Source organism: Velocimicrobium porci, assembly GCF_009696045.1.
GTDB lineage: Bacteria > Bacillota > Clostridia > Lachnospirales > Lachnospiraceae > Velocimicrobium > Velocimicrobium porci.
Window position 1 is genome coordinate 1 of record NZ_VUMT01000025.1, and the last position, 23263, is coordinate 23263.

The 23263-nt window shown below is 34.5% G+C and carries 17 protein-coding genes and 1 tRNA gene; 17 read left to right on the forward strand and 1 reads right to left on the reverse strand.

Annotated features, from left to right (window positions below):
• Positions 1–247: 247 nt before the first annotated feature.
• From FYJ58_RS12540 to FYJ58_RS12580, 9 genes are all read left to right on the forward strand, one after another.
• On the forward strand, positions 248–1570 hold the full coding sequence (locus FYJ58_RS12540; protein WP_154520067.1) for a C40 family peptidase: 1323 nt from the start codon (positions 248–250) through the stop codon (positions 1568–1570).
• A 32-nt stretch (positions 1571–1602) separates the two neighbouring features.
• A complete protein-coding gene (locus FYJ58_RS12545; RefSeq protein ID WP_205839255.1) occupies positions 1603–1962 on the forward strand; it encodes a PilZ domain-containing protein in 360 nt (119 codons plus the stop codon).
• Between the two features lie 667 nt (positions 1963–2629).
• Complete coding sequence (gene hpf, locus FYJ58_RS12550) at positions 2630–3157, forward strand: ribosome hibernation-promoting factor, HPF/YfiA family (protein WP_154520069.1); 528 nt, start codon at positions 2630–2632, stop codon at positions 3155–3157.
• A gap of 314 nt (positions 3158–3471) precedes the next feature.
• A complete protein-coding gene (locus tag FYJ58_RS12555; protein ID WP_154520070.1) occupies positions 3472–4563 on the forward strand; it encodes a PfkB family carbohydrate kinase in 1092 nt (363 codons plus the stop codon).
• An 81-nt stretch (positions 4564–4644) separates the two neighbouring features.
• Positions 4645–6642 carry a methyl-accepting chemotaxis protein gene (locus FYJ58_RS12560; protein WP_154520071.1) on the forward strand — a complete coding sequence of 666 codons (1998 nt, stop codon included), beginning with the start codon at positions 4645–4647 and terminating at the stop codon, positions 6640–6642.
• A 370-nt stretch (positions 6643–7012) separates the two neighbouring features.
• Entirely contained in the window at positions 7013–9580 is a 2568-nt protein-coding gene (gene secA, locus FYJ58_RS12565) for a preprotein translocase subunit SecA (RefSeq protein ID WP_154520072.1), read from the forward strand.
• Between the two features lie 52 nt (positions 9581–9632).
• Positions 9633–10749, forward strand: a protein-coding gene (prfB, locus tag FYJ58_RS12570) for a peptide chain release factor 2 (protein WP_154520073.1) whose coding sequence is annotated in 2 segments (ribosomal slippage) — positions 9633–9707 and positions 9709–10749 — 1116 coding nt in all. Because the reading frame shifts where the segments join, the coding sequence is not laid out codon by codon here.
• 19 nt (positions 10750–10768) lie between these two features.
• On the forward strand, positions 10769–11293 hold the full coding sequence (locus FYJ58_RS12575; protein WP_154520074.1) for a chemotaxis protein CheW: 525 nt from the start codon (positions 10769–10771) through the stop codon (positions 11291–11293).
• Positions 11294–11448: 155 nt separating this feature from the next.
• Positions 11449–12141 carry a hypothetical protein gene (locus FYJ58_RS12580; RefSeq protein ID WP_154520075.1) on the forward strand — a complete coding sequence of 231 codons (693 nt, stop codon included), beginning with the start codon at positions 11449–11451 and terminating at the stop codon, positions 12139–12141.
• Positions 12142–12206: 65 nt separating this feature from the next.
• On the opposite strand, the gene FYJ58_RS12585 is transcribed toward FYJ58_RS12580, so the two are convergent.
• The gene (locus tag FYJ58_RS12585) at positions 12207–13364 is read right to left on the reverse strand and encodes a M20 metallopeptidase family protein (RefSeq protein ID WP_154520076.1); all 1158 of its coding nucleotides are present in this window, start codon (positions 13362–13364) and stop codon (positions 12207–12209) included.
• Between the two features lie 379 nt (positions 13365–13743).
• Here FYJ58_RS12585 and FYJ58_RS12590 point away from each other — a divergent pair, with 379 nt between their 5' ends.
• The 8 genes from FYJ58_RS12590 (at position 13744) to FYJ58_RS12625 (ending at position 23196) form a co-directional block, all read left to right on the forward strand.
• On the forward strand, positions 13744–14382 hold the full coding sequence (locus tag FYJ58_RS12590) for an ECF transporter S component (protein WP_331464201.1): 639 nt from the start codon (positions 13744–13746) through the stop codon (positions 14380–14382).
• Between the two features lie 12 nt (positions 14383–14394).
• Positions 14395–15174 (forward strand): type III pantothenate kinase, encoded by a 780-nt coding sequence (locus FYJ58_RS12595; RefSeq protein ID WP_154520077.1) that lies wholly within the window; start codon positions 14395–14397, stop codon positions 15172–15174.
• Between the two features lie 17 nt (positions 15175–15191).
• Positions 15192–16385, forward strand: coding sequence for a bifunctional phosphopantothenoylcysteine decarboxylase/phosphopantothenate--cysteine ligase CoaBC (coaBC, locus tag FYJ58_RS12600; RefSeq protein WP_154520078.1), 1194 nt, complete (start codon positions 15192–15194; stop codon positions 16383–16385).
• A gap of 143 nt (positions 16386–16528) precedes the next feature.
• Positions 16529–16600 (forward strand) — tRNA-Gln (locus tag FYJ58_RS12605).
• 406 nt (positions 16601–17006) lie between these two features.
• On the forward strand, positions 17007–19607 hold the full coding sequence (locus tag FYJ58_RS12610) for an S-layer homology domain-containing protein (protein WP_154520079.1): 2601 nt from the start codon (positions 17007–17009) through the stop codon (positions 19605–19607).
• A 19-nt stretch (positions 19608–19626) separates the two neighbouring features.
• Positions 19627–21300 carry an efflux RND transporter periplasmic adaptor subunit gene (locus FYJ58_RS12615; protein WP_154520080.1) on the forward strand — a complete coding sequence of 558 codons (1674 nt, stop codon included), beginning with the start codon at positions 19627–19629 and terminating at the stop codon, positions 21298–21300.
• Positions 21301–21317: 17 nt separating this feature from the next.
• Positions 21318–22055, forward strand: coding sequence for an ABC transporter ATP-binding protein (locus FYJ58_RS12620; protein WP_154520081.1), 738 nt, complete (start codon positions 21318–21320; stop codon positions 22053–22055).
• The gene (locus FYJ58_RS12625) at positions 22018–23196 is read left to right on the forward strand and encodes an ABC transporter permease (RefSeq protein ID WP_205839256.1); all 1179 of its coding nucleotides are present in this window, start codon (positions 22018–22020) and stop codon (positions 23194–23196) included. Before FYJ58_RS12620 ends, FYJ58_RS12625 begins: the two co-directional genes overlap by 38 nt.
• Positions 23197–23263 lie beyond the last annotated feature (67 nt).

A 23263-nucleotide genomic window follows, 5' to 3' on the forward strand; every position in this document is an offset into this window, starting at 1 on the left:
GTCAATGAGAAAGAAAAGGTTTGTTATTAGCTTGCGCCCAATTCAATACTTGGAAGAAATCTTAGAAGCTTAAAAAATAGTGAAAAACAAAATTGGTAAAGGATACTCATTCATGCGTTTGTCGTGGTGGTAACTCCATAAAACCTTGACTTTTTTCTAGAAATTTGCTATAATGTCACAAGAAAAGTAAGTTAATAGTTTTGTAACAAATTAGAATAAAGATTTAATAATTGGAGGAAAAAACGAGATGAATAAGGTATTTGCAGTGAAATCCGTTATGTGCGCCAGTGCAATTGCAGCAATGCTTGCGACAGCTGAGGCACCAAATGTTTTAGCTGACCCAATTTGCCCAGACGCAGGTTTAGCTGGTATTACAGTATCCTTAGATCAATATACAGATGTTGCTGATTCTATTGAAACAACTACTACAGATAAAGAAGAGAAAAAAGCAGAAGAAGCAAAAGAAGAAAAAAAATCCGAATATGAAAATGTCGGAATTTCTATTGCTAATGATTATGTGAATATTCGTAAAAAACCTGATACAGAAAGTAAGATTAAAGGTAAACTTTATAAAGGCTCTGCTGCTACAATCTTAAAAAGAAAAGGTGATTGGGTTAAGATTCAGTCTGGAAGCGTAATTGGATACATAAACGCTGACTATCTTGCAATCGGTGAAGATGCAGAAAAATTGGTTGATAAATATGCAACAAAATGGGCAGTAGTTAATACTACCACATTAAAAGTTAGAGAGAAAAAAACAACAAAATCTGCGACTCTTACTTTAATCCCTGAAGGTGAAAAATATGAAATTCTAAAAGAAAAAGGCGATTGGTATAAGATTCTTGTAGATGAAGCAGAAGGCGAAGGTTCCGATAGCACAAAGGGATATGTATCTGCAGATTATGTTGATGTTGATGTTGAATTTGAAGAAGCAATTTCTATAAAAGAAGAAAAAGAAAAACTACGTAAGGAAGAAGAAGCTAAAAAAGCTGAAGAAGAGAGATTAAGACAACTAGAATTAGAAAGACAACAGCAGGCAGCAAGCAATAATACTACTTCTTCCAGTAGTTCTAGTAGTTCAAGTAGCTCTAGTAGCTCAAGCTCTTACTCTAAAACAACTAACAGCAGTTCCAGTGGCTCAAGCAGCTCAAGTAGTTCAAATAGCTCAAGTTCTTCCAGCAGTCAGGCAGCTGACAAGCCGGTTCAATCTGGAAGTGGTTCTGCAATTGCAGCATATGCACAAAAATTTGTTGGCAACCCATACGTTTATGGCGGAACAAGCCTAACAAATGGAACAGACTGTTCAGGATTTACACAATCAGTATATTCTCATTTCGGAATTAGTATTCCAAGAACATCAAGAGAACAGGCTGGTGCAGGAAGAAGAGTTGACTTTGGTTCTTTACAGCCAGGAGATTTAATTTGTTATGCAAGTAACGGAAGAGTAAATCATGTAGCTATGTATATTGGTGGTGGACAAGTTGTTCATGCAAGTAATAGAAAAACAGGAATCAAAATTTCTACATGGAACTATAGAACACCATATTGTGCAAGAAGAATTGTAGGTTAATTTTTCTTTTGATAGAAGAAGGGATGGGGATTATGAATAATGGATATGAGCGTCGTAAATATAGAAGACTACCGCTTAATTTAACATTAGGAGTTAGTAAGCTATATAAACAGGATTATATCGAGTTAAATGACATAAATGTAGATTTGGAAGTAGTTGATATCTCTAAGGCAGGCATTGGATTCCGGACCCAAAAAGAACTGCCGGTTGACTATTATTTTGATGGCAGAATTGAGTTAGTTGACAATGATTTCTTTTATGCTGTTGTCAAAATTATTAGAAGACAGAAATTAGAAGATCAGAATTATATTTATGGTGCCAAATTCGTTGGTCTTGCTCCATTTCTTGCCGATAAAGTTGACATATATGGTAGAAAAATAGATGAGAATTAAATAGTTAGCACGGATAAAACGTTGTATTCTTTTATTACAGTTGAAAGAGTACAACGTTTTTTACTTTATAATAAACGTTGTTTTTTAAAAATGTAATGTTATAATAGTTTGATAATTCAAAAAATGATTAGAAAATTATTTTTTAAAATAATAGGAATATTGTCGAAAAAAGTAGTTGACAGAATAGGACATATACATAATGCACAAAGATTTTAATACTTTTACAAAGTATTGACGAATCGAGGTGGAAAAGGGGGAAATTTATCCCATAGTTATCCCAAAGTTATCCACATTGAAAAGTGCGATTTTATAAAGAAAAAAAGTTATACACCGAGTTATCCACATTATCCACAAAAGTGAAGTGTGAATTTTTGTTGTGAAAACATTGTCAAGCTCGAATATTTGTTTTGTTGTAAGTGTTAAAATAAAAAAAAATAGAAAAAAGAAAGAAACAGACCTTGACAAAACAATTTTCAAAAAACAAATACAATACAAAAACAAAAAGAACTATTATGTATAAATTTATTGACAATAAACAGAAAAAATGTAAAATATACAAAAGAATTTATTGGTTTTTTCTTGATTATTCAAAAAGTTATGGTATAATATGTTTATAAATAGATGGGACACCCATTATTTATAATTTGTATTAAAGGAGTTGGACATTATGAGATTTATTATAAGCGGCAAAAATATTGATGTGACAGAGGGATTAAAATCAGCAGTCTACGAAAAGATTGGAAAGTTAGAACGTTACTTCACTCCTGAAACAGAAATCCATGTAACACTTAGTGTGGAGAAGGACAGACAGAAAATTGAAATTACAATACCAATGAAGGGGAATATAGTAAGGGCTGAACAAGTTAGCAATGATATGTATGTATCAATTGATTTAGTAGAAGAGATTATTGAACGTCAATTGAGAAAATATAAGAATAAACTTGTAGATCAAAAGCAATCTGCAGGTAATTTTAACCAAGCATTTGTGGAAGAAGAGATTCCAGATGATGAGCAGATTAAAATTATTCGTAGCAAACGTTTTGCGATGAAACCAATGGATGCCGAAGAAGCTTGTATTCAGATGGAACTATTAGGACATAACTTTTTTGTATTCCGCAATGCTGAAACAGATGAAGTAAATGTTGTTTATAAGAGAAAAGGAAACACATATGGTTTAATTGAACCTGAATTTTAATAGTATAGGTTTCAGTGAAGTATTAACCAGAATGTAGAATTAGATAAAAGAAAAGTGACTGTTTGTGAACGAACTCTTATTTTGAGAGTTCGTTCATACAGTCTTTTTTTTGCTTTATAAGAAACTTCGTCTCCTATAAAGCAAAAACGCTCCACGAGGATGTGCACAGATGCGAAAGGAGTATTGTTGCAAAAAGCATGCAACACGCATCTGGCACGCAAAGTTTGTTTTGAAATAGTTGACAAAGAAAATGAAAAAGAGTATCTTAAACCTAAGATTAATAGATAAGCATATGTTTATTTGGAGGAAGCTATATGACAGAGCGTGAAAGCGAGATTTTACAGTGGATTAAAGAAAACCCGTTTATCAGCCAGCAAGAAATTGCTGAAAGAGCCAATATTACCCGATCTTCGGTTGCAGTTCATATTTCAAACTTAATGAAAAAAGGAAAAATAAAAGGAAAGGGATATGTAGTGCAGGAAGAAGGATACATTACAGTAATTGGTGGAACGAATGTAGACATCTCGGGCACTTCCGAATCCGGATTGTTGGAAGAAGATAGTAATCCGGGTCTGATTACAGTGACACATGGAGGTGCTGGAAGAAACGTTGCTGAGAATCTGAAAAGACTTGGCAGGCAGGTTGAGTTTATTACTGTTTTAGGTGATGATGTATATGGACAGGAGATAGCAAGAAATTTAAGAGCAATTGGTGTTGGGATGCAGAATTCTATGATTCGGCAGGGAGAACGGACTTCTACGTATCTTTGTATTAATGATTTTAATGGAACTATGAAATTGGCAGTAAATGATATGAGGCTATACGATGATTTAAACAGAGATTTTCTTCAAATGAAATTAGAGATAATAAATCATAGCGATTTGGTTGTTGTGGATGCCAATTTATCAGAAGAGGCAATTATGTTTGTTGCTAAAAATTGCACGGTACCAATTTTAGCCGAACCTGTGTCTATAAAAAAAGCAGCAAAATTAAAGAAAGCTCTAGGGTATCTGGATACGCTAAAGGCGAATTGTTTTGAATTGGAGATTTTAAGTGAAGTTAAAATAGAAGATGAAAAAAGTCTGAAAAGAGCGGTAGATGTTTTGCTGGATGCCGGGGTTAAAAATGTTTTTGTTACAGTGGGACAGAATGAAATCTGCTTTGCAAATAAACGTAATCGTGGAAGAGCGTCTTATACGGATTACAATATTGTAAATACAATAGGCTGCGGTGACTCTATTATGGCTGCGATAGCTTTGGCAAAGCAAGAAGGCAATTCGATTGAGGAAACAGCAAGGATAGGATTGGCAGCATCAGCAATCTGCATGGAAGCAATGACTGCTGTCAGTGAGGAAATGAATTTAAAAAATATTCATAATCGTGTGAAACAAATATTAGGAAAATAATAGTTGATATGCTTTGCTAATGGGACTATAATAATTTTGTAACTGTTTGTATATTTTACAGATGACAAAGGAGATAAGTGTATGAAAGGTGAAAAAAGTATAAGTTCATATTTAATTAAGCGGTTTTGTGGTGGTGTTGCAATTTCGTTTATAATAATATTCGTTGCAACGTTTCAATATGTAAAAAATGATATGGTTAAGATCAAAGAGGAAAGTGTTACAAGATTAGTGGAAGATGCAAATGATAATTTACTTTCTGATATAAATAACATGTTTTCCACAGCAAAAGCAATTGCGGCAGATTCCAGGGTATATACAGCGAAAACAACATTTAAAGAGAAGAAGAAAATACTTGAGGAATACGCCAAAACATTAGAGATTAATTCAATTGGATATATTACGACAGATGGTCAATTAAAGTCAACTGACGGGTTTGAAAGTAGTATCTCGGACAGAGAGTATTTTAAAAATATGATGAATGGAAAAACTTATATTAGTAATCCTTCGTTTAATACAGAAACAAACCAACAGATTATATTTATTGGTGTTCCACTATATGAAAATGGAACTGTATCGGGTGCAATTACATGTACCTTCGATAGTTCTTATTTATCTGACCTTATTACAGATTTGAAATATATGGGAAGCGGTGAGGCTAGTATTATAAGTGGAGATGGAGTTACAATTGCTTCACTTGATATGGAGCAAGTACATAATCAATATAATGTAATCGAAGCAGCGAAAGAAGATGCTTCCCTAAAAGAGTCAGCAGATGTATACCAGTCTATTTTAGATGGGGAAAGTGGGAATGTTGAATTAGATGGCAATGTACTATTTTATAAAGAAGTAGAAAACACAAATGGCTGGACTATGGTTTTTAAAATCAATAAAAGTGATTTTGCAAAAGAAGTAAATGGTTTATATAAATTATTTATAATTTTTGGTACGCTAGGAGTTTTATTGGTTATTTTGATTACAGTTTATTTAGGCAATAAACTGGGTAAACGTCTGATTAAGTTAAAAGGAAAATTAGAGGAACTAGAGCAAGGTAACTTTAATATCGAGCTGGATCAAAAAGAATTAGAGAAAAAAGATGAAATTGGAGTTATTTATAAGTCTGTCGATAGCACAGTAAAGGCAATTAAAGATACTTTAATTTCTGTAAAGAATATTATGGCAACGTTATCTGCTCAAATGGAAGTTTTAGAGGAAACTTCAAATACATTGGAAACCAGCACAAAATTAGTATCTACTTCATTAAGTGAAATTACGACTGGAAATAGTGAGCAATCGAAAGAAATCTATAATATTAATATTGAGATGGAAAATTTCAATGTGAATATTGAAAAGGTTGATACGAATATTGGGAATGTGGCAAGTATTGCCTCTGAAACAAATGAAAAGCTGGAATCTGGAAAACAAGATATGCAGAATTTACAGCAGACGTTTGAAAGCTTTAATGAAAACTTCAACAAATTTAATGAAGTAATTCAAAATATGAATCAGAGTATTACATCCATCAGCAGTATTACATCAACGATTGGAGAAATTGCATCTCAGACGAATTTACTTTCTCTCAATGCTTCCATTGAAGCAGCAAGAGCCGGTGAGGTCGGACGAGGATTTAGTGTCGTTGCACAGGAGATTGGACAGCTTGCGGAACAAAGTGAGAAGTCAGTAAGTGAAATTGGGTCGGTTGTCAGCCATGTATTTAACGATGGTCAGCAGTTGATACATTCTACAGAGCTTATGAATGAACAGATGAGTAAGCAGAGAAATACAATTGTAGATACATTGGAATCATTTGGAAAACTTTCAGAAGATATTGAGGCGATTTTACCACAGATTTCCAATATTTCAGCAATTTCAAACGAAAACATTGTTACTTCTAAAAATATTGGTTGTTCGATTGAAAATGCAAATGCGATTTCAGAAGAGCTTGCAGCTACAACCCAGTCAGTAGCAGAAACAAGTGAAAGTTTTGGTTTATCGAGTCAAAATGTAAGTGAAGCGTCGGAAAAAATATTGGCTCTTTCAAAAGAACTGGAAGTATTGCTTAAGAAATTTATTGTAGAATAATTTTATGAGGGGAGGGTGTTGTAAAATATGGAAATTTACAGAATATTGCTTTGCCTAGCTTGGTAAGCGATTGTGTAAGAACCATGTTTTACGGCACCCTCATTTTTTACTTTATAGGAAACTTCGTCTCCTATAAAGCAAAAACGCTCCGAGAGGATGTGCACAGATGCGAAAGGAGTATTGTTGCAAAAAGCATGTAACACGCATCTGGCATTTATTAGTAAAGGAACTGTTAAGAAAGTTGGAATTCCAATACCTAATAGGAAGAAATAAGTTGCGATAATAGCCTAAAAATGATACAATACTGGATAGGTTGTTATTTGGTGAGAAATCTCTCCATGTGATAAAAAGTATAGGAGTGAAATATAAAATGAGTATAATAACAAAAATATTTGGGACACATAGCGAACGGGAATTAAAATTAGTTTATCCAATTGTGGATAAGATTGAAGCATTAGAACCAGAATTTGAAAAATTAACAGATGAAGAATTAAAAAATAAAACACCAGAATTTAAAAAACGTCTTCAGGATGGAGAAACCTTGGATGACCTTCTTCCAGAAGCATATGCAACGGTAAGAGAGGCGGCTAAAAGAGTACTTGGTATGCGTCACTATCGTGTTCAGTTAATCGGTGGTGTCATTTTACATCAGGGACGAATAACAGAGATGCGTACTGGTGAAGGTAAGACGTTAGTATCAACACTTCCTGCTTATTTGAACGCGTTGGAGGGAAAAGGAGTTCATATTGTTACGGTTAATGATTATCTTGCGAAACGTGATGCTGAGTGGATGGGACAGATTCATGAATTTTTAGGATTGACAGTTGGTGTTATTTTAAACGGATTAGATAGTGAAGAAAGAAGAGCTGCTTATAATTGTGATATTACTTATGCGACAAACAATGAATTAGGATTCGATTATTTGAGAGATAACATGGTTATCTATAAAGAGCAGCTTGTATTAAGAGATTTGCATTATGCTATCATTGACGAGGTTGACTCTGTTTTGATTGATGAAGCCAGAACTCCTTTGATTATTTCAGGTCAGAGTGGAAAATCAACCAGATTATATGAGGCTTGTGATGTACTTGCAAGACAGTTAGTTCGTGGTGAAGCAAAAGAATTGACAAAGATGGATGCCCTTATGAAAGAGGATATTCAAGAAACAGGAGATTTTGTAGTAAATGAAAAGGATAAGAATGTGAACTTAACCGAAGAAGGTGTAAAAAAGGTTGAGAAATTCTTTAGTATTGAAAACCTTGCAGATCCAGAAAATCTCGAAATTCAGCATAATATTATTCTTGCACTTCGTGCACATAACCTTATGTTCCGTGATAAAGATTATGTTGTAAAAGATGACCAGGTTCTTATTGTTGATGAATTTACTGGGCGTATCATGCCTGGAAGAAGATATTCGGATGGCTTACATCAGGCGATTGAAGCGAAAGAACATGTAAAAGTAAAACGTGAGAGTAAAACACTTGCTACAATCACATTCCAGAATTTCTTTAATAAATATGCGAAAAAATCTGGTATGACTGGTACTGCATTAACCGAAGAAAAAGAATTTAGAGATATTTATGGTATGGACGTTATTGAAGTACCTACAAATCTTCCAATTAAAAGAGTTGATATGCAGGATGCGGTATATAAAACAAAGAAAGAAAAGCTGAATGCAGTTGTAGAAGAGATTGTAGAGTCCCATGAAAAAGGACAACCTGTTCTTGTAGGTACGATTACAATTGAAGCTTCAGAAGAGCTTAGTGCAATGCTGAAGAAAAAAGGTGTTCCTCATAAAGTATTAAATGCTAAATTCCATGAAATTGAAGCGGAAATTATTGCAGATGCAGGACAATATGGTGCTGTAACAATTGCGACTAATATGGCTGGTCGTGGTACTGATATTAAGTTAGGCGAGGGGGTTGTAGAACTTGGCGGACTTAAGATTATTGGTACAGAACGTCATGAATCCAGACGTATTGATAATCAGCTTCGTGGACGTGCCGGTCGTCAGGGGGACCCGGGCGTATCCCGTTTCTATATTTCTTTGGAAGACGATTTAATGCGCCTGTTTGGCTCTGAAAAGTTAATGGGTGTATTTAACTCATTAGGTATGCCAGAGGGAGAGCAGATTGAGCATAAAATGTTGAGCAATGCAATCGAAAAAGCTCAGATGAAGATAGAAAATAATAACTTTGGAATCAGAAAGAACTTATTAGAATATGATCAGGTAAATAATGATCAGAGAGAAATCATTTATGCAGAACGCCGTCGTGTATTAGACGGAGAAAGTATGCGTGATGTAATTTATAAAATGATAACAGATACAGCAGAGCGTCTTGTAAACCGCTGCATTAGTGATGAACAGCTTCCGGAAGATTGGGATATGGCAGAGCTAAATAATCTTTTACTTCCTGTATTTCCAATAGCTCCTGTAAAATTAACAGAGGAACAGATAAAGCATATTAAAAAGAATGAATTAGTACAGCAGGTTAAGGAAACTGTTGTAAAAATTTACGAAGCAAAAGAAGCAGAATTTCCGGAAATTGAACATCTTCGTGAAGTAGAGCGTGTTATTTTATTAAAAGTAATTGATAGTAAATGGATGGATCATATTGATGATATGGATCAGCTTCGTCAGGGAATTGGACTTCAGGCATACGGTCAGAGAGATCCATTGGTAGAATATAAATTTATGGGCTTTGAAATGTTCGATGAGATGACAGAAGCAATTGCAGAGGAGACGGTAAAAGCATTGATGCATGTCCGTATTGAACAAAATGTAGAAAGAGAGCAGGTTGCTAAAGTAACCGGTACAAATAAAGATGAAGGTGCAAAGGGACCTGTTCGTCGTACCGGTAAAAAAATACAGCCAAATGATCCTTGTCCATGTGGAAGCGGAAGAAAATATAAACAGTGCTGTGGTAAAAATTATTAATTTTAGATAAGAAATTGTTAGAAGAGAAAAGAAATTAAAGAGGTGAAATTGAATGGTCGAATTAGATCAGTATAAATATGATTTAGCAAATTACAAACAACCATTAATAGAAATCGGGGATTCACTTTGACTTGGCGAATAAAAAGCTAAGAATAGAAGAGCTGGAGCTTCTTATGGAAGCTCCGGATTTCTGGGATAACCCGGAAAAATCACAAGAGGCGATGAAGGAACTGAAAAGCTTAAAGGATACAATTGACAATTACAATCAATTGAATGGCGAATATGAGGATATAGAAACACTTCTTGAGATGGGATACGAAGAGAATGATTTTTCTTTGATACCTGAGATTGAGGAATTATTCGCTACATTTGTAAAAGACTATGAAACATTGAGAATCTCGACACTTTTGTCAGAAGAATATGACAGGGACAATGCCATTTTAACACTTCATGCAGGAGCAGGCGGAACAGAAAGCTGTGACTGGGCAAGCATGTTATGCCGTATGTATCAAAGATGGGCTGAAAAGAAGGGATTTTCGGTAGAAATGTTAGACTATCTGGATGGAGAAGAGGCAGGCTTAAAATCGGTAACTCTCCAAGTTAATGGTGAAAATGCTTATGGATATTTAAAATCAGAGCGAGGAGTTCACCGGTTAGTCCGTATATCTCCGTTTAATGCGGCGGGTAAACGGCAGACATCTTTTGTTTCCTGCGATGTGATGCCAGATATTGAAGAAGACATTGATATTGAAATTTCAGACGATGATATTCGAATTGATACTTATCGCTCCAGTGGGGCTGGTGGTCAGCATATTAACAAGACTTCTTCTGCGATTCGTATTACTCACTTTCCAACAGGAATTGTAGTGCAGTGCCAAAATGAACGTTCTCAACATATGAATAAAGATAAGGCAATGCAGATGTTAAAGGCTAAGTTGTATTTATTAAAGCAACAAGAAAATTTACAAAAGGAATCCGACATTCGTGGAGAAATAAAAGAAATTGGATGGGGAAGTCAGATTCGTTCTTATGTGATGCAGCCTTATACGATGGTAAAGGATCATCGAACAAATGAGGAGATTAGTAATGTGAGTGCAGTTTTAGATGGAGAAATTGATCCATTTATTAATGCATATCTTAAAAGTATTAGTGTTGGAAAGAAAAAATAGTGAGTAGGAGGAATGAAGTATGGCAAAGAAAGTAATGTTTTTTACAGTGGGTTCGCAACTCTATGGACTGGATGTTGCGCGTACACAGGGAATAGAAAAGGCGGCACAATACTTACAGGTTCCTAATACAGTAAAGCATATCATGGGAATTATTACCCTTCGTGGTGAGATTATTCCGGTTTATAGTTTAAGAACGAAATTTGGAATGTCCCAGCCACCAATTACAAATGATACAGAATTGATTATCGGAAAATTATCAAGAGATGTTAATATTGCTCTTGTTGTTGATGGAATTAGAGAAATTACGGAAATGGAAGATTCAGCCTTTTCCAAACCTCCGGCACTCCTTCAAAATGGAGATACCGGATATATTGAGCGGGTTATCCAAAATGATAAAATGCTGGCGATTATGATTGGCTTAGAGGGATTGCTTACAGAAGAAGAAAAAGAAAAACTAAAAGATTTTATCGAAGAAAATAAATTAACAGAAGCAGAAATGGTTGAAAATGAGGAAGATGAACCGGCTGCTGCTAACCAACAATAAAGACTTTATTTTTATTTTAGAATTAAATTATTTTATTCTTTTCTATTCTATGATAGACTATTACATATATTATAAATGACAAAATATATGTAATAGTCTATTATTTTGTGGAGATTATGTAAATATAGAGTATTTTAAGGAAGGCTTTGTAAACTATGAAAGAAACGAGATTAGATGATTCTGCCTCCATTTATTCAAAAAGAAATGAAGAATCGGAGAAAGAAAAATGGAGCCAAATGAATGGAAAAGAAAAGTGGCAGTATTTTTCCCAATATTATTTATTAAAACTATGTGCTATTATTGTTTTGTCTATATTTGCAATTTATCTTTTCGTTACGATTCTTGGACCGAAAGATAAGCTTATTTTTGAGATGGTTTTGGTTAATTCGAATATGGAAGAAAGCAAAATAGAAGAGATGAAGCAAGAGATAGAAACTTTGCTAAAACCAGAAAAACGGGAAATTGTGATGCTGGATGACAGTTATTATATAAGTGAAAAAGAGCAGGGGGATATGTCATCTGAACAGAAGCTTTCCGTATGTTACTATGCCAATGAGCTGGATATCATTGTTGCAAATCGTTCTGTTTTTGAAAAGTATGCAAAACTAGGATTTTTTTGTGATTTAGCGGAATTACTTCCGACTGATCAATATAGTCAGGTGAAAGAACAGCTGGTTTTTGCTTCTACAGAAGAGCAAAAAGAAGAAACAGCTTATGGAATTTCTTTGGAAGGGTCTAAGCAGTTTGAAAAATATGATACGCAGATTTCAGATCCCGTAATAGGTATTGTGTCTAACAGTAAGAATGTAAAAAATGCTGTTTCGGTATTGGAAAGCTATATAAAATAGCGGAAAGAATAGAATCCAAGAGTGTTGAAAAGTTTTTTTCGCATTCCTGGATTCTAATTTTTGGTTTAAAAATTATGTTCCATTACATAAGCAAGATGCAGCTTAGCCCCAGTTAAAATAGACGTTTCATCTATATTGAAATGGTCGTGATGATTAGGATAGCAGCAATCAATAGATGAATTCCCTGCACCGACAAAAGCGTAAACCCCGGGGATTCTTTGTTGATATAAGGAAAAGTCTTCGCCTAAAAATATTGGTGGAACTGAAGTAAACATTGTTTCTGGAAATATTTTTTTTGCTCCATTTAATGCAATTTCAGTTTCTTTTTCATCATTAACGACGGCCGGATGCATAGATTCTTCATAAACAACCTTTGCTTTTGCACGGTAAGCTGCAGCTGTTGTTTCAGCAATACGGGTGAGTGCTTCCTTTATTTCTTCGCTGTCTTTTGGGGAGAATGTACGGACAGTACCCTCGATTAATGCACTTCCGGAGATTACATTATATTGGGTACCGGATGTAAAATGACCAATGGAGATAACAGATGAGCAGGAAGGGTCTAATTCTCTGCTTCGGATTGCCTGGATATTCATAATAATCGCTGATCCGACAACGGTTGCATCAATACATTGGTGGGGTTTTCCGGCATGACCTGATTTCCCGGTGATATCAATGTGAAATAAGTCAGTAATTGCCATTCTTGGACCGGCTTCAATTGAAATTTTGCCACATGGAATATCTGTGAAAACGTGAAGTCCGAAGATACAGTCTACATCATCCAACTCTTTCATACTGCACATATATTTCGCACCCTTACAACATTCTTCTCCAGGTTCAAAGATAAGTTTTACACGGTTTTTTAATTCGGTTTCATGTTTTTTTAAAATTTTTGCTGCACCTAATAAAGCGGTGATATGGGCATCATGACCACAAGCGTGCATTTTTCCGGTGTGGGTAGATGTATAAGCTACATTGGTTTGTTCTGTCACAGGAAGACCATCAATATCTGCACGCAGTCCAATTGTTTTTTCACCTTGACCGATATATGCGACAACTCCGGTTTTTCCTGTTGCATGACATTCTATATTATCTTTTTGTAATTCTTCTATGATTCTTTTGGTTGTTTTAAATTCTTCCATTCCAAGTTCCGGAATTTGATGAAATGCTCTTCTTAAAGTAATAAGCTGTTCTTTCAGTTCGTCTACTTCTTTACAAATATCCATTTTAAAACCTCCATTTCTTTTTCTACCATTATAGCTTACTTTTTTTAAAAATCAAGAAATGAAATTTCATTCATGCATTTGATGATACCAGGGTCAAAAGGTCATGCTTTTCATGCCAGCATGAAAAAGCATGACTTTGAGACCCGAAAAAACATGAGAAAGTAGACCGAACAGGGCGGATTTCGAATGTTTTTAGGATGACGGGAGCACAAAGTGCGTAGTCATCCGTAGGTATCAGGGGTCAAAATATGTTTTGACCCCAACATCATTTGATGGAATAATTAGACATCATAACTTGTACAACATTAGGAAAAATGTTATAATACCAGCGGTAAATGTATTGTATCCCAATCGGGAATAATAACAGGAGGGTAAAAAATTGAATAACAGATCCAAAAAAACAACAGGGTTAGTACAAATGTCACTATTTACAGCTATCATTATAATTATGGCGATGGTTCCGGGACTTGGCTATATCCCACTGGGAGTAATCAGGGCAACGATTATTCATGTGCCGGTTATAATAGGTGCATTAGTACTTGGACCAAAAAAAGGAGCAATTTTAGGTGGAATATTTGGGCTTACAAGCCTGATTAATAATACGTTTGCTCCAACAGTAACATCATTTGTATTCTCACCATTTTATACAATGGGAGAAATCCATGGTGGTGTGAAAAGCTTAATTATTTGTTTTGTTCCAAGAATTTTAATTGGAATTGTGGCTTATTATGTCTATAAGTTAGTAAGAAAAGTTATGAAAAACAGTAAACACTCGATGGTAACTGCATTAGCGATTTCTGGTGTTATAGGTTCTTTGACGAATACACTTCTCGTTATGAATCTTATTTATCTATTTTTTGGTGAAAGCTATGCGGCAGTAAAAGAGATTGCTTATGAGGCTTTATATGGAACAATTTTGGTCGTAATTGGGACAAATGGGATACCGGAAGCAATTGTTTCAGCAATTTTAGTGACAGCAATTGGACGGGTATTTTTAAAATCCAGAATCCGGAATTAGGAGGAAAATAAAATGGTTCTTGCAATAGATATGGGAAATACAAATATAGTAATTGGATGTATTGATGATGAAAAAATACACTTTGTAGAAAGAATGTCTACGGATTCATCTAAGACCGAACTGGAATATGCAATTAGTATAAAGAATGTTCTTGAATTATATAGTATAGATGTAAAACGGATTGAGGGGATTATTATATCATCTGTCGTTCCGCCGTTGTTAAATGTAATCCGCCGTGCGGCAGAAAAGGTTGTTAATAAAAAAGCATCTGTAGTTGGACCTGGTGTAAAAACAGGACTCAATATTTTGATGGACAATCCTGCTTCGGTTGGAAGTGATATGATTGTTAGTGCTGTTGCAGCATTACGGGAATACGAACCACCAATTATCTTTGTAGATATGGGAACTGCAACTACGATTTCCGTTATTGACAAAAAAGGAAATTATGTTGGAGGTGCAATTTTGCCCGGAGTGAATACTTCATTGAATGCATTAGTTTCTAACACGGCGCAGCTTCCAAGAATTAGTATGGAAGCTCCAAGAAGGATAATTGGAAAAAATACAATTGAATGTATGAAAAGTGGAATTGTAGTCGGTAATGCAGCTTGTATTGATGGGATGATTGAGCGTATTGAAGAAGAATTGAATCAAAAAGCTGTTGTGCTGGCAACAGGAGGAATTGCTTCGAGTATTATACCACATTGTAAGCATGAGATTATTATAGACGAAGCGTTGCTTTTAAAAGGATTAAAAATTATTTTTGATAAAAATAAACCGGAAAACAGACAGTAAGTGAATGGGAGAAAGACATGTTAAAGGGAAAAAATGTTGTGCTGGCAGTGACAGGAAGCATTGCGGCGTATAAAATAGCAGGCTTAGCAAGTACATTAAAAAAGCTTAATTGTAAAATAACAGTTTTGATGACAAAAAATGCAACGAATTTTATAAATCCAATTACATTTGAAACATTAACCGGAAATAAATGTCTGATTGATACATTTGACAGGAATTTTCAATATTCAGTAGAGCATGTTTCGTTAGCAAAAGAAACAGATGTTGTATTAGTTGCACCGGCATCAGCGAATGTTATAGCGAAAATGGCACACGGAATTGCTGATGATATGCTTACTACTACAGTATTAGCTTGTGAATGTCCGAAAATTGTAGCACCTGCAATGAATACACATATGTATCACAATCCGATTGTTCAAGATAATCTTGCAATTTTGAGAAAATATGGAATGGAAGTTGTTACTCCTGATTATGGTTATCTGGCATGTGGAGATATCGGCGATGGAAAAATGCCAAGTGAAGAAGTGCTTTTAGCTTATATCATGAAGGCAATTGCTTTTGAAAAAGACCTAGCTGGGAAAAAAGTGTTGGTAACAGCAGGGGCAACAAGAGAAGCAATTGACCCGGTTCGCTATATTACAAATCATTCTACTGGAAAAATGGGATATGCAGTTGCGAAAATGGCGATGCTTAGAGGGGCAGAAGTAACATTAATAACAGGACAATCGACACAGCCTTGTCCTCCATTTGTAAAAATGATACCGGTAGTAACAGCGGAAGAGATGTATCAGAAGGTAAAAGAACATTATGAAGATAAGGATATTGTAATCAAAGCGGCAGCAGTGGCTGATTATCGTCCGGCGACTGTGTCAATGGAAAAGGTAAAAAAGAAAGACAAAGAGTTAACGATTGAATTAGAGCGTACAACTGACATTTTGCAATATTTAGGTCAACAAAAATCAGAGAGAACATATCTATGCGGTTTTTCTATGGAAACAGAAAATATGCTTGAAAATTCCAGAAAAAAACTTGAAAAGAAAAATTTAGATATGATAGTAGCTAATAATTTAAAAGAAGCCGGTGCAGGATTTGGAACAGATACAAATGTTGTTACCATTATTACAAAGAAAGAGGAAGAACAGCTTCCGGTTATGTCAAAAGAAGATGTTGCAAATAAAATTTTAGATAAAATTAGAGCGGAAATCAAGTAAAATGGTAGATAAAAGGCTATCAGATGAAAAATGAAGCAAAAAAAATGAAAAAAATAAAAAAAACACTTGCATTTTGAATTTAATTGTTATATAATACTAACTGTTCGGTGCGGTGTTAATAAATCGAACGAAAGAAAAAATGTTGGGCTATCGCCAAATGGTAAGGCAACGGACTCTGACTCCGTCATTTCAAGGTTCGAATCCTTGTAGCCCAGGACTATGAAAATGAACAATACTTCATGTTTCTTATTGGACATGAAGTATTGTTTTTTTGCTTTATAGGAAACTTCGTCTCCTATAAAGCAAAAACGCTCCGCGAGGATGTGCACAGATGCGAAAGGAGTATTGTCATTCATATTCCAGTTTAACAAAAACAAATGATATCTTAATAATTTCTTAGAAATTAAATAAAAGAGAATTAAAGTATAGCCTTCTTTTTTTCATAAAATTAACATTGTAATAAATTATTAAACTTTTTCTAAAAATTGTTGGTAAAGAGTAAGAGAGAAGTAAGAAATAGATGGTAATTATTTGTTATGATAAAAAAGTTGAAAAAGAATTTATTAAAATTTTTAGAGAAAAACACAGATTGAACGAAATAATAGGAGGCTTGGATTAGGAATGAAGAAAAGAATTGGAATCATAGTTTCTGTCTTTATTGTTGCGTTTGTAATTAGCCTTGGCAGTGAAAAGAATGGGTGCTGTGCGGCAACAAAAGAACAGACAAAAGATGTTATGGCATTGACGGGTATTACAGTCGACAAAAAAGGGAAGATGATTGGAACAAAGAAAAAAGTTACGAGAGCAGAATTTGCAAAGATGCTTGCACAAGCTTCTCCATATTCGGGAGAAATAGCGAAAACGGAAAAACGAATATTTTTTAAGGATGTTAACAAAGAGGATAAAAATGCTTCTTATATTAACTTTGTAGCTACAAAGGGGTATATGAGTGGATATTTAGGTGGTAAGTTTAAGCCAAATCAAGGAATTACAGTGAGAGAAGCGATTTATAGTGTCTTAACTTTGTTAGGATATTCAAAAGAGGATTTTAGCGGAAATCTGGCGGAAGCAAGATATGAAAAATATAAGGAGCTTGGTTTAGGAAAAAATATTGTTAAACGAGAAGCAAGCGTGCTAAATCAAACGGACTGTATGTATTTATTTTATAACCTGTTAAATGCAAAGAAAAAAAGTGGTGAAATATATGCGACAACGATTGGATATTCAGTAACAAAAAGTAATAAGATTGATTATCAGTCATTGTTAGCCAAAAAGCGAAAAGGAGCAATTATTGTAAAGGATAGCTGGCAGAAAAAACTTCCAATGTCGCTTCAGCAGTTTGAAGTGTATAAAAATGGGAAAAAGGCATTGGCATCTGATATAAAAAATTACAATATTGTATACTATGTAAAAGAATTGAAAAAATTATGGGTTTATGACCAACAAGTATTTGGAACAGTGAGTGAAATAGCAGCTAATACAGATGGTGTAGAGTCGATTACAGTCAATGGAAAGCGTTATGCAACGGAACATTCCAAACGGATTTCTACATTATTAGAGAAAAACAAAATAGAAGCAGGAGATGAAATTGTCTTATTATTAGGGAGAGAAAAGAAAATTGCATCAGTTCTTTCGGTGAAAACTATGATAGCAGAAGAAGGTTGGGAGAAAAAACTTCCAATTTCATTGAAAAATTTTGAGTTGTATTTAAATGATCAAAAAGTGGATAATCAATCAATTGAACCATATAGTGTAGTTTATTATATAAAAGAATTAAAGAAGATGTGGATTTATGATAAGAAAGTATATGGTGTTTTAGATGCATTTACGATTCAGAATACGCAATTGAATGAACTTAGTGTGGATGGGACTGTGTATACAGCTGAACACCCAAAAATAATGAAGAAAAATTTTAAGGAAACAAAAGTTAAAAAAGGTGATTTTATTGTATTATTACTGGGCAGAGATGATTTCGCTTATAAGGTTTTACCGATTAATTCTGTTACTGCAATAGGAAATTGGAGAAATCAGATTCCTTTTCAGGTAGAGTCATCAATAATTAATAAAAATGGAAAGAAGATAACTGCGAATCAGATTGAGAATTATGATATTCTTTATTATTCAAAAGAATTAAAGATGATATGGGATTATAGTAAGAGGGTATATGGTGTTGTAAACGAAATAAAACCAGATCGAACTGCACCAGAAGAAATTACAGTGGCTGGAAAAACTTATAGTTTAAAAGGAAATCCTGTTTATGGAGAAAATTTACAAAAAGAATATTCACTTGGTGAAAACAAATGGGGAGGTCAGTTTGCAGAAAAAAATATTCAGGTTGGAAGTGATGTTGTTCTATTATTTGGACCTAAAGATGCAGTTGCAGCCATCTATCCGGTGGAAAAAATGGGAGTTACAATTGTTGGATATGTACTCCAAAGGGAAACTAAAATGATAAAGGAAGTAAATGGAACATTTGGATTAAAAGATTCAATTAAACTTGTAGATACAAGTGGAGTTGTTCGTGAGTTTGTTTGTATGGACAAAACAATTCAAAAAGGATCTATTGTAGAAGTATCTTTTGACACAACTGTCCCTACGATTAAGAAACTAATTCATCCGGGAAATATAAACTTTACATCAGAAAATATTAAAATAGCAGATGATGCCAGAATTATTGATGTAAATGATAAAAATTATACTAGTGTTTCAAAAAAAGAGCTGGAGGAGCTAAAATGGAATGTTGGAAATATTCTCTATTATAGAACGAATAATTTAGGAGAGATAACGGATATGGTTCTTGCCAATGTTACAGGAACCGTTTATCAATATGGTATTTTAAAGGAAATCAAAGATGGAAATGAAGGAGAATATTCGGAGGTTTCTTTTATATGTAATATTGGAGGAACTGACGGTGAGTATGAAGTCGATGAAAAGGTAAATTGGGGCCAGGGTATTGGTCCGAAGGCTTTTCGGATTGAAAATAATAAAATAAAAGAGATGAAAGATATGGTTTCCGTTCCGGTTCGTTTTATTGATGGTAAGCAGGCGAATACAGGGAAAAATGTATATCGGATTTCTGATAAAGCACTAGTGTATTATCTTACAAATGGAACTTATTATTCAGGCAAATTAGAGGATATTACAGAAGTAAATGGAAATACAATTTATGGATATGTGGAACAGCAAGGAGGAGCAATCCGTGTTCTTGTTGTGATGAAGTAAAGGAAAGGTATTGCATTATATGAAAAAGATAGAATGGAAGCGAATTTCAAAGAAAAAAATAATAAAATTAGTAGTTATTGGAGTAATTCTTATTGGTGGTGCTGTCTTTGCATGGAAAAAATGGGCAGATAAGACGTCGGATGATATGACTGAGGTTATGACAGCGCAGGTTGTTAAAGGTGATGTGCAATCTGTCATTTCAGGAAAAGGCACTTTGAAGCCAATGAATCAATATGAAGTAAAATCTTTGGTAAAAGGAGAAATATTAAAAGCACCATTTAAAGAAGGAGAAACTGTAAAGAAAGGAGCATTGCTGTATCAAATTAGTACCAATGAAATTTCAACAACAATGGAGAGTGCTGAGCTTGGTGTAGAAAAAGCGCAAAAGGCTTATGAGGATTTACTTTTACAAGAAAAAGAATTGTCCTCCAATTTAGACCAGGAAGGTTACATAAAAAAGCTTCATGTGAAAAAAGGTGATATGGTTCAGGCGGGAACTGTTATCGCAGATATTTATAACAGTAAGCAGATATATTTGGAAGTATTGTTTCCTGCAAGTGAAGTAAATACTTCCTGGATTGGGAAAAAAGCGACGGTTATTTTAGACTCAAGTGGAGAAAAAATAACAGGGGTAGTTAAAAAAATTGATGGTTTGGAGCAAGTATTAGACGGAGGGATTGTTACAAAGCAGGTTAAGATTGAGATAAAAAATCCTGGTGGACTTAGAGCCGGTGATATGGCAGAGGCTATAATTAATAATATTCAAAGTAATAATTCCGGTGCTCTTCAGGTTAAAACAGAGGGTAAGATTACAGCAAAGAGAGAGGGAAAAATAGAAGCATTGTACATAAAAGAAGGAGAGTGGGTTAAAAAAAATAGTCCTCTTATGAAGCTTTCATCAAAAGATATGGAAAGTCAGATTGATAATGCTAAAACCGGAATTAAAGAGGCAGAAAATGCGCTGAATGCTCAAAAAGAGCAGTTAAAGAGTTATTTTATTAAGGCTCCAATATCAGGTGAGGTTATTACAAAATCGAAAAAGAAAGGGGATATTATTGACCCTTCTTCTGAAAGTTCATCCGGTGCAATGGCGATTATCTATGATTTATCAGCATTGAATTTCCAAATGAATGTAGATGAAATGGATATTCGAAACATAAAAGTAGGACAAAAAGTAACGGTAACGGCTTCTGCACTGCCAGATGATAGCTTTTCAGGTGTAGTTGAACAGGTAAGCATGAAAGGAACAACCAATAATGGAATTACTACTTATCCGGTCATTATAAAAATTAAAGAGTTCGGAAATTTACTTCCGGGCATGAATGTTACCGGAAAGATTGTTATTGAAGAGGCTGCCAATGTTCTTACAGTGCCAAGTTCTTGTCTTCAAAGAGGCAATATTTTGTATGTAAAATCAAAAGAGGCAAAAAAGACAGATGAATTTTCCGAGATACCAGATGGTTTTAAAGAAGTGGAAGTTACAATTGGAATTAATGATGGTGACAATGTAGAAATTAAAAAAGGAGTAAAAGAAGGAGAAGAAATTTATATTCCGTATGATGATTCGATGTCTGGAGATGACATGTATGGTGATATGTATGGTGACGAAATGTACGAAGAAGATGGTTCTTATTCCGAAGGTGATGGAACGGAAGGAACCGATGAAATAGATGGTTCCGACAGCATGGAATAGTCAGGAGTGTAAAGTGAATGAAGAATGATGTATTTATTGAGTTGAAAGATATTTATAAAATATATAAGATGGGTGATACAGAAATTCATGCCAGTGATGGGATTAATTTGCAGATTTCAAGAGGTGAGATGGTAGCAATCGTTGGAAAGTCGGGAAGTGGTAAATCAACTATTATGAATATCATTGGAGCTTTGGACGTACCAACAAAAGGTGAATATATTTTGGAGGGGAAAGATGTCAGTAAAATGAAGGCGGATGCTTTAGCAGAAGTTAGAAATAAAATGATAGGGTTTGTATTTCAACAATATAATCTTTTACCCAAACAGAATTTATTAGATAATGTGAGTTTACCTCTTTTATATGCAGGAGTTGGTGAAAAAGAGAGAAAAAAACGAGCTATGGAAGGTTTAAAAAAAGTTGGTCTGGAAGAAAAATGGAGCCAGCTTCCAAACCAGCTTTCGGGAGGACAGCAGCAAAGAGTGTCAATTGCAAGAGCATTAGTAGGAAATCCCTCTTTGATTTTAGCAGATGAACCGACCGGAGCCTTGGATTCTAAAACAAGCAGAGAAGTGCTTGATTTGTTGAAGCAATTAAACGAAGAAGGAAATACAATTGTACTTATTACGCATGATAATTCGATTGCATTGGAAGCAAAAAGAGTTGTAAAGATATTAGATGGTAAAGTTTTATTTGATGGCACGGCAAAGGAGTATAGAAATGAAATTATGGCAAACAATGAAATTAGCATGGCTTAATATTATTGGCAATCGCATGAGATCATTTCTTACTATGCTTGGAATGATAATAGGTGTTGCATCTGTTATTATTTTAGTAAGTTTGATGGAGAGTATGACAAATGAGATGTTAAATTCTTATGCAGACATGGGCGTTAATAATATTACAGTTGAAATACATGGAAGAAATGGAAATCCTGTTTTAAAAGAAGAAGACATTTATGACTATGTTGAAAAGCATAAAGATACAATGCTTGGAGCGACCCCTAATATAACGTTTACCGGAAGTGTAAAGTTTGGCGGAAAGACAAAAGATGGCATTACCGTTACCGGTGTTGATGAAAGTTATATTAAAATTATGAAACGTCAGTTACAGGCGGGGCGTGGAATTACCTATTCCGACACGGCTATCCGGAATAAGACTTGTGTGATTGGAAGTTATATTAATAATACAATATTTAATGGAAAAGCAAAGCCTGGAGATCTTGTGTATGTAAATGGTGAGGAATTTAAGGTTGTTGGTGTTTTAAAGGAGGAGTCGGATTCTTCTGAATGGTCAAAAGATAATTGTTTTTATTCACCGTACACAACGGTTGCAAAATTAGCAGGAATGGGAACCATATCTAATTATTTGTTTTTTGCAAAGGATAGTAAGCTTGTTGAGGAAGAAACTAAAAATTTACAACGTTATTTATTTCATACATTTCATTCAACAAAGGCGTATTCTGTTACGAATATGATTGACATATTGAAAGAAATTAAAAATCAGCAGAAATTGATGACATCAGTTTTAGCAGGCATTGCAGGTATTTCTTTGGTTGTTGCAGGAATTGGGATTATGAATATTATGCTGGTGTCAGTAACGGAGCGTACGAAAGAGATTGGTATTCGAAAATCTCTGGGAGCAAAGCGGAAAGATATTATGCGTCAATTTGTATTAGAAGCGGGAACAACAAGCAGTATAGGCGGAGTTATCGGAATTGTTTTGGGAGCTGTAGTTACAACGAAACTTGGAAGTGTAATGGGAATGCAAGCTACAACAAGCATTCAGACTGCTCTTGTTTCTTTTGGAATATCAGCTGGGATAGGAATTTTATTTGGTTATTTGCCGGCAAGTAAAGCTGCAAAATTAAATCCGATTGATGCCCTAAGGAGCGAATAGGAAATATTTTATGATGCGTTAACTCGTCAGATAGGTATGTTCTGATAAGTTAAATTTAATAGAAATA

What these genes read in the sequence shown, in the direction of transcription:
- FYJ58_RS12540 (WP_154520067.1), top strand. Translation starts at nt 248, where the DNA reads ATGAATAAGGTATTTGCAGTGAAATCCGTTATGTGCGCCAGTGCAATT.
- FYJ58_RS12545 (WP_205839255.1), top strand. Translation starts at nt 1,603, where the DNA reads ATGAATAATGGATATGAGCGTCGTAAATATAGAAGACTACCGCTTAAT.
- FYJ58_RS12555 (WP_154520070.1), top strand. Translation starts at nt 3,472, where the DNA reads ATGACAGAGCGTGAAAGCGAGATTTTACAGTGGATTAAAGAAAACCCG.
- FYJ58_RS12580 (WP_154520075.1), top strand. Translation starts at nt 11,449, where the DNA reads ATGAAAGAAACGAGATTAGATGATTCTGCCTCCATTTATTCAAAAAGA.
- FYJ58_RS12595 (WP_154520077.1), top strand. Translation starts at nt 14,395, where the DNA reads ATGGTTCTTGCAATAGATATGGGAAATACAAATATAGTAATTGGATGT.
- coaBC (WP_154520078.1), top strand. Translation starts at nt 15,192, where the DNA reads ATGTTAAAGGGAAAAAATGTTGTGCTGGCAGTGACAGGAAGCATTGCG.
- FYJ58_RS12610 (WP_154520079.1), top strand. Translation starts at nt 17,007, where the DNA reads ATGAAGAAAAGAATTGGAATCATAGTTTCTGTCTTTATTGTTGCGTTT.
- secA (WP_154520072.1), top strand. Translation starts at nt 7,013, where the DNA reads ATGAGTATAATAACAAAAATATTTGGGACACATAGCGAACGGGAATTA.
- FYJ58_RS12585 (WP_154520076.1), bottom strand. Translation starts at nt 13,364, where the DNA reads ATGGATATTTGTAAAGAAGTAGACGAACTGAAAGAACAGCTTATTACT.
- hpf (WP_154520069.1), top strand. Translation starts at nt 2,630, where the DNA reads ATGAGATTTATTATAAGCGGCAAAAATATTGATGTGACAGAGGGATTA.
- FYJ58_RS12615 (WP_154520080.1), top strand. Translation starts at nt 19,627, where the DNA reads ATGAAAAAGATAGAATGGAAGCGAATTTCAAAGAAAAAAATAATAAAA.
- FYJ58_RS12575 (WP_154520074.1), top strand. Translation starts at nt 10,769, where the DNA reads ATGGCAAAGAAAGTAATGTTTTTTACAGTGGGTTCGCAACTCTATGGA.
- FYJ58_RS12625 (WP_205839256.1), top strand. Translation starts at nt 22,018, where the DNA reads ATGAAATTATGGCAAACAATGAAATTAGCATGGCTTAATATTATTGGC.
- FYJ58_RS12620 (WP_154520081.1), top strand. Translation starts at nt 21,318, where the DNA reads ATGAAGAATGATGTATTTATTGAGTTGAAAGATATTTATAAAATATAT.
- FYJ58_RS12560 (WP_154520071.1), top strand. Translation starts at nt 4,645, where the DNA reads ATGAAAGGTGAAAAAAGTATAAGTTCATATTTAATTAAGCGGTTTTGT.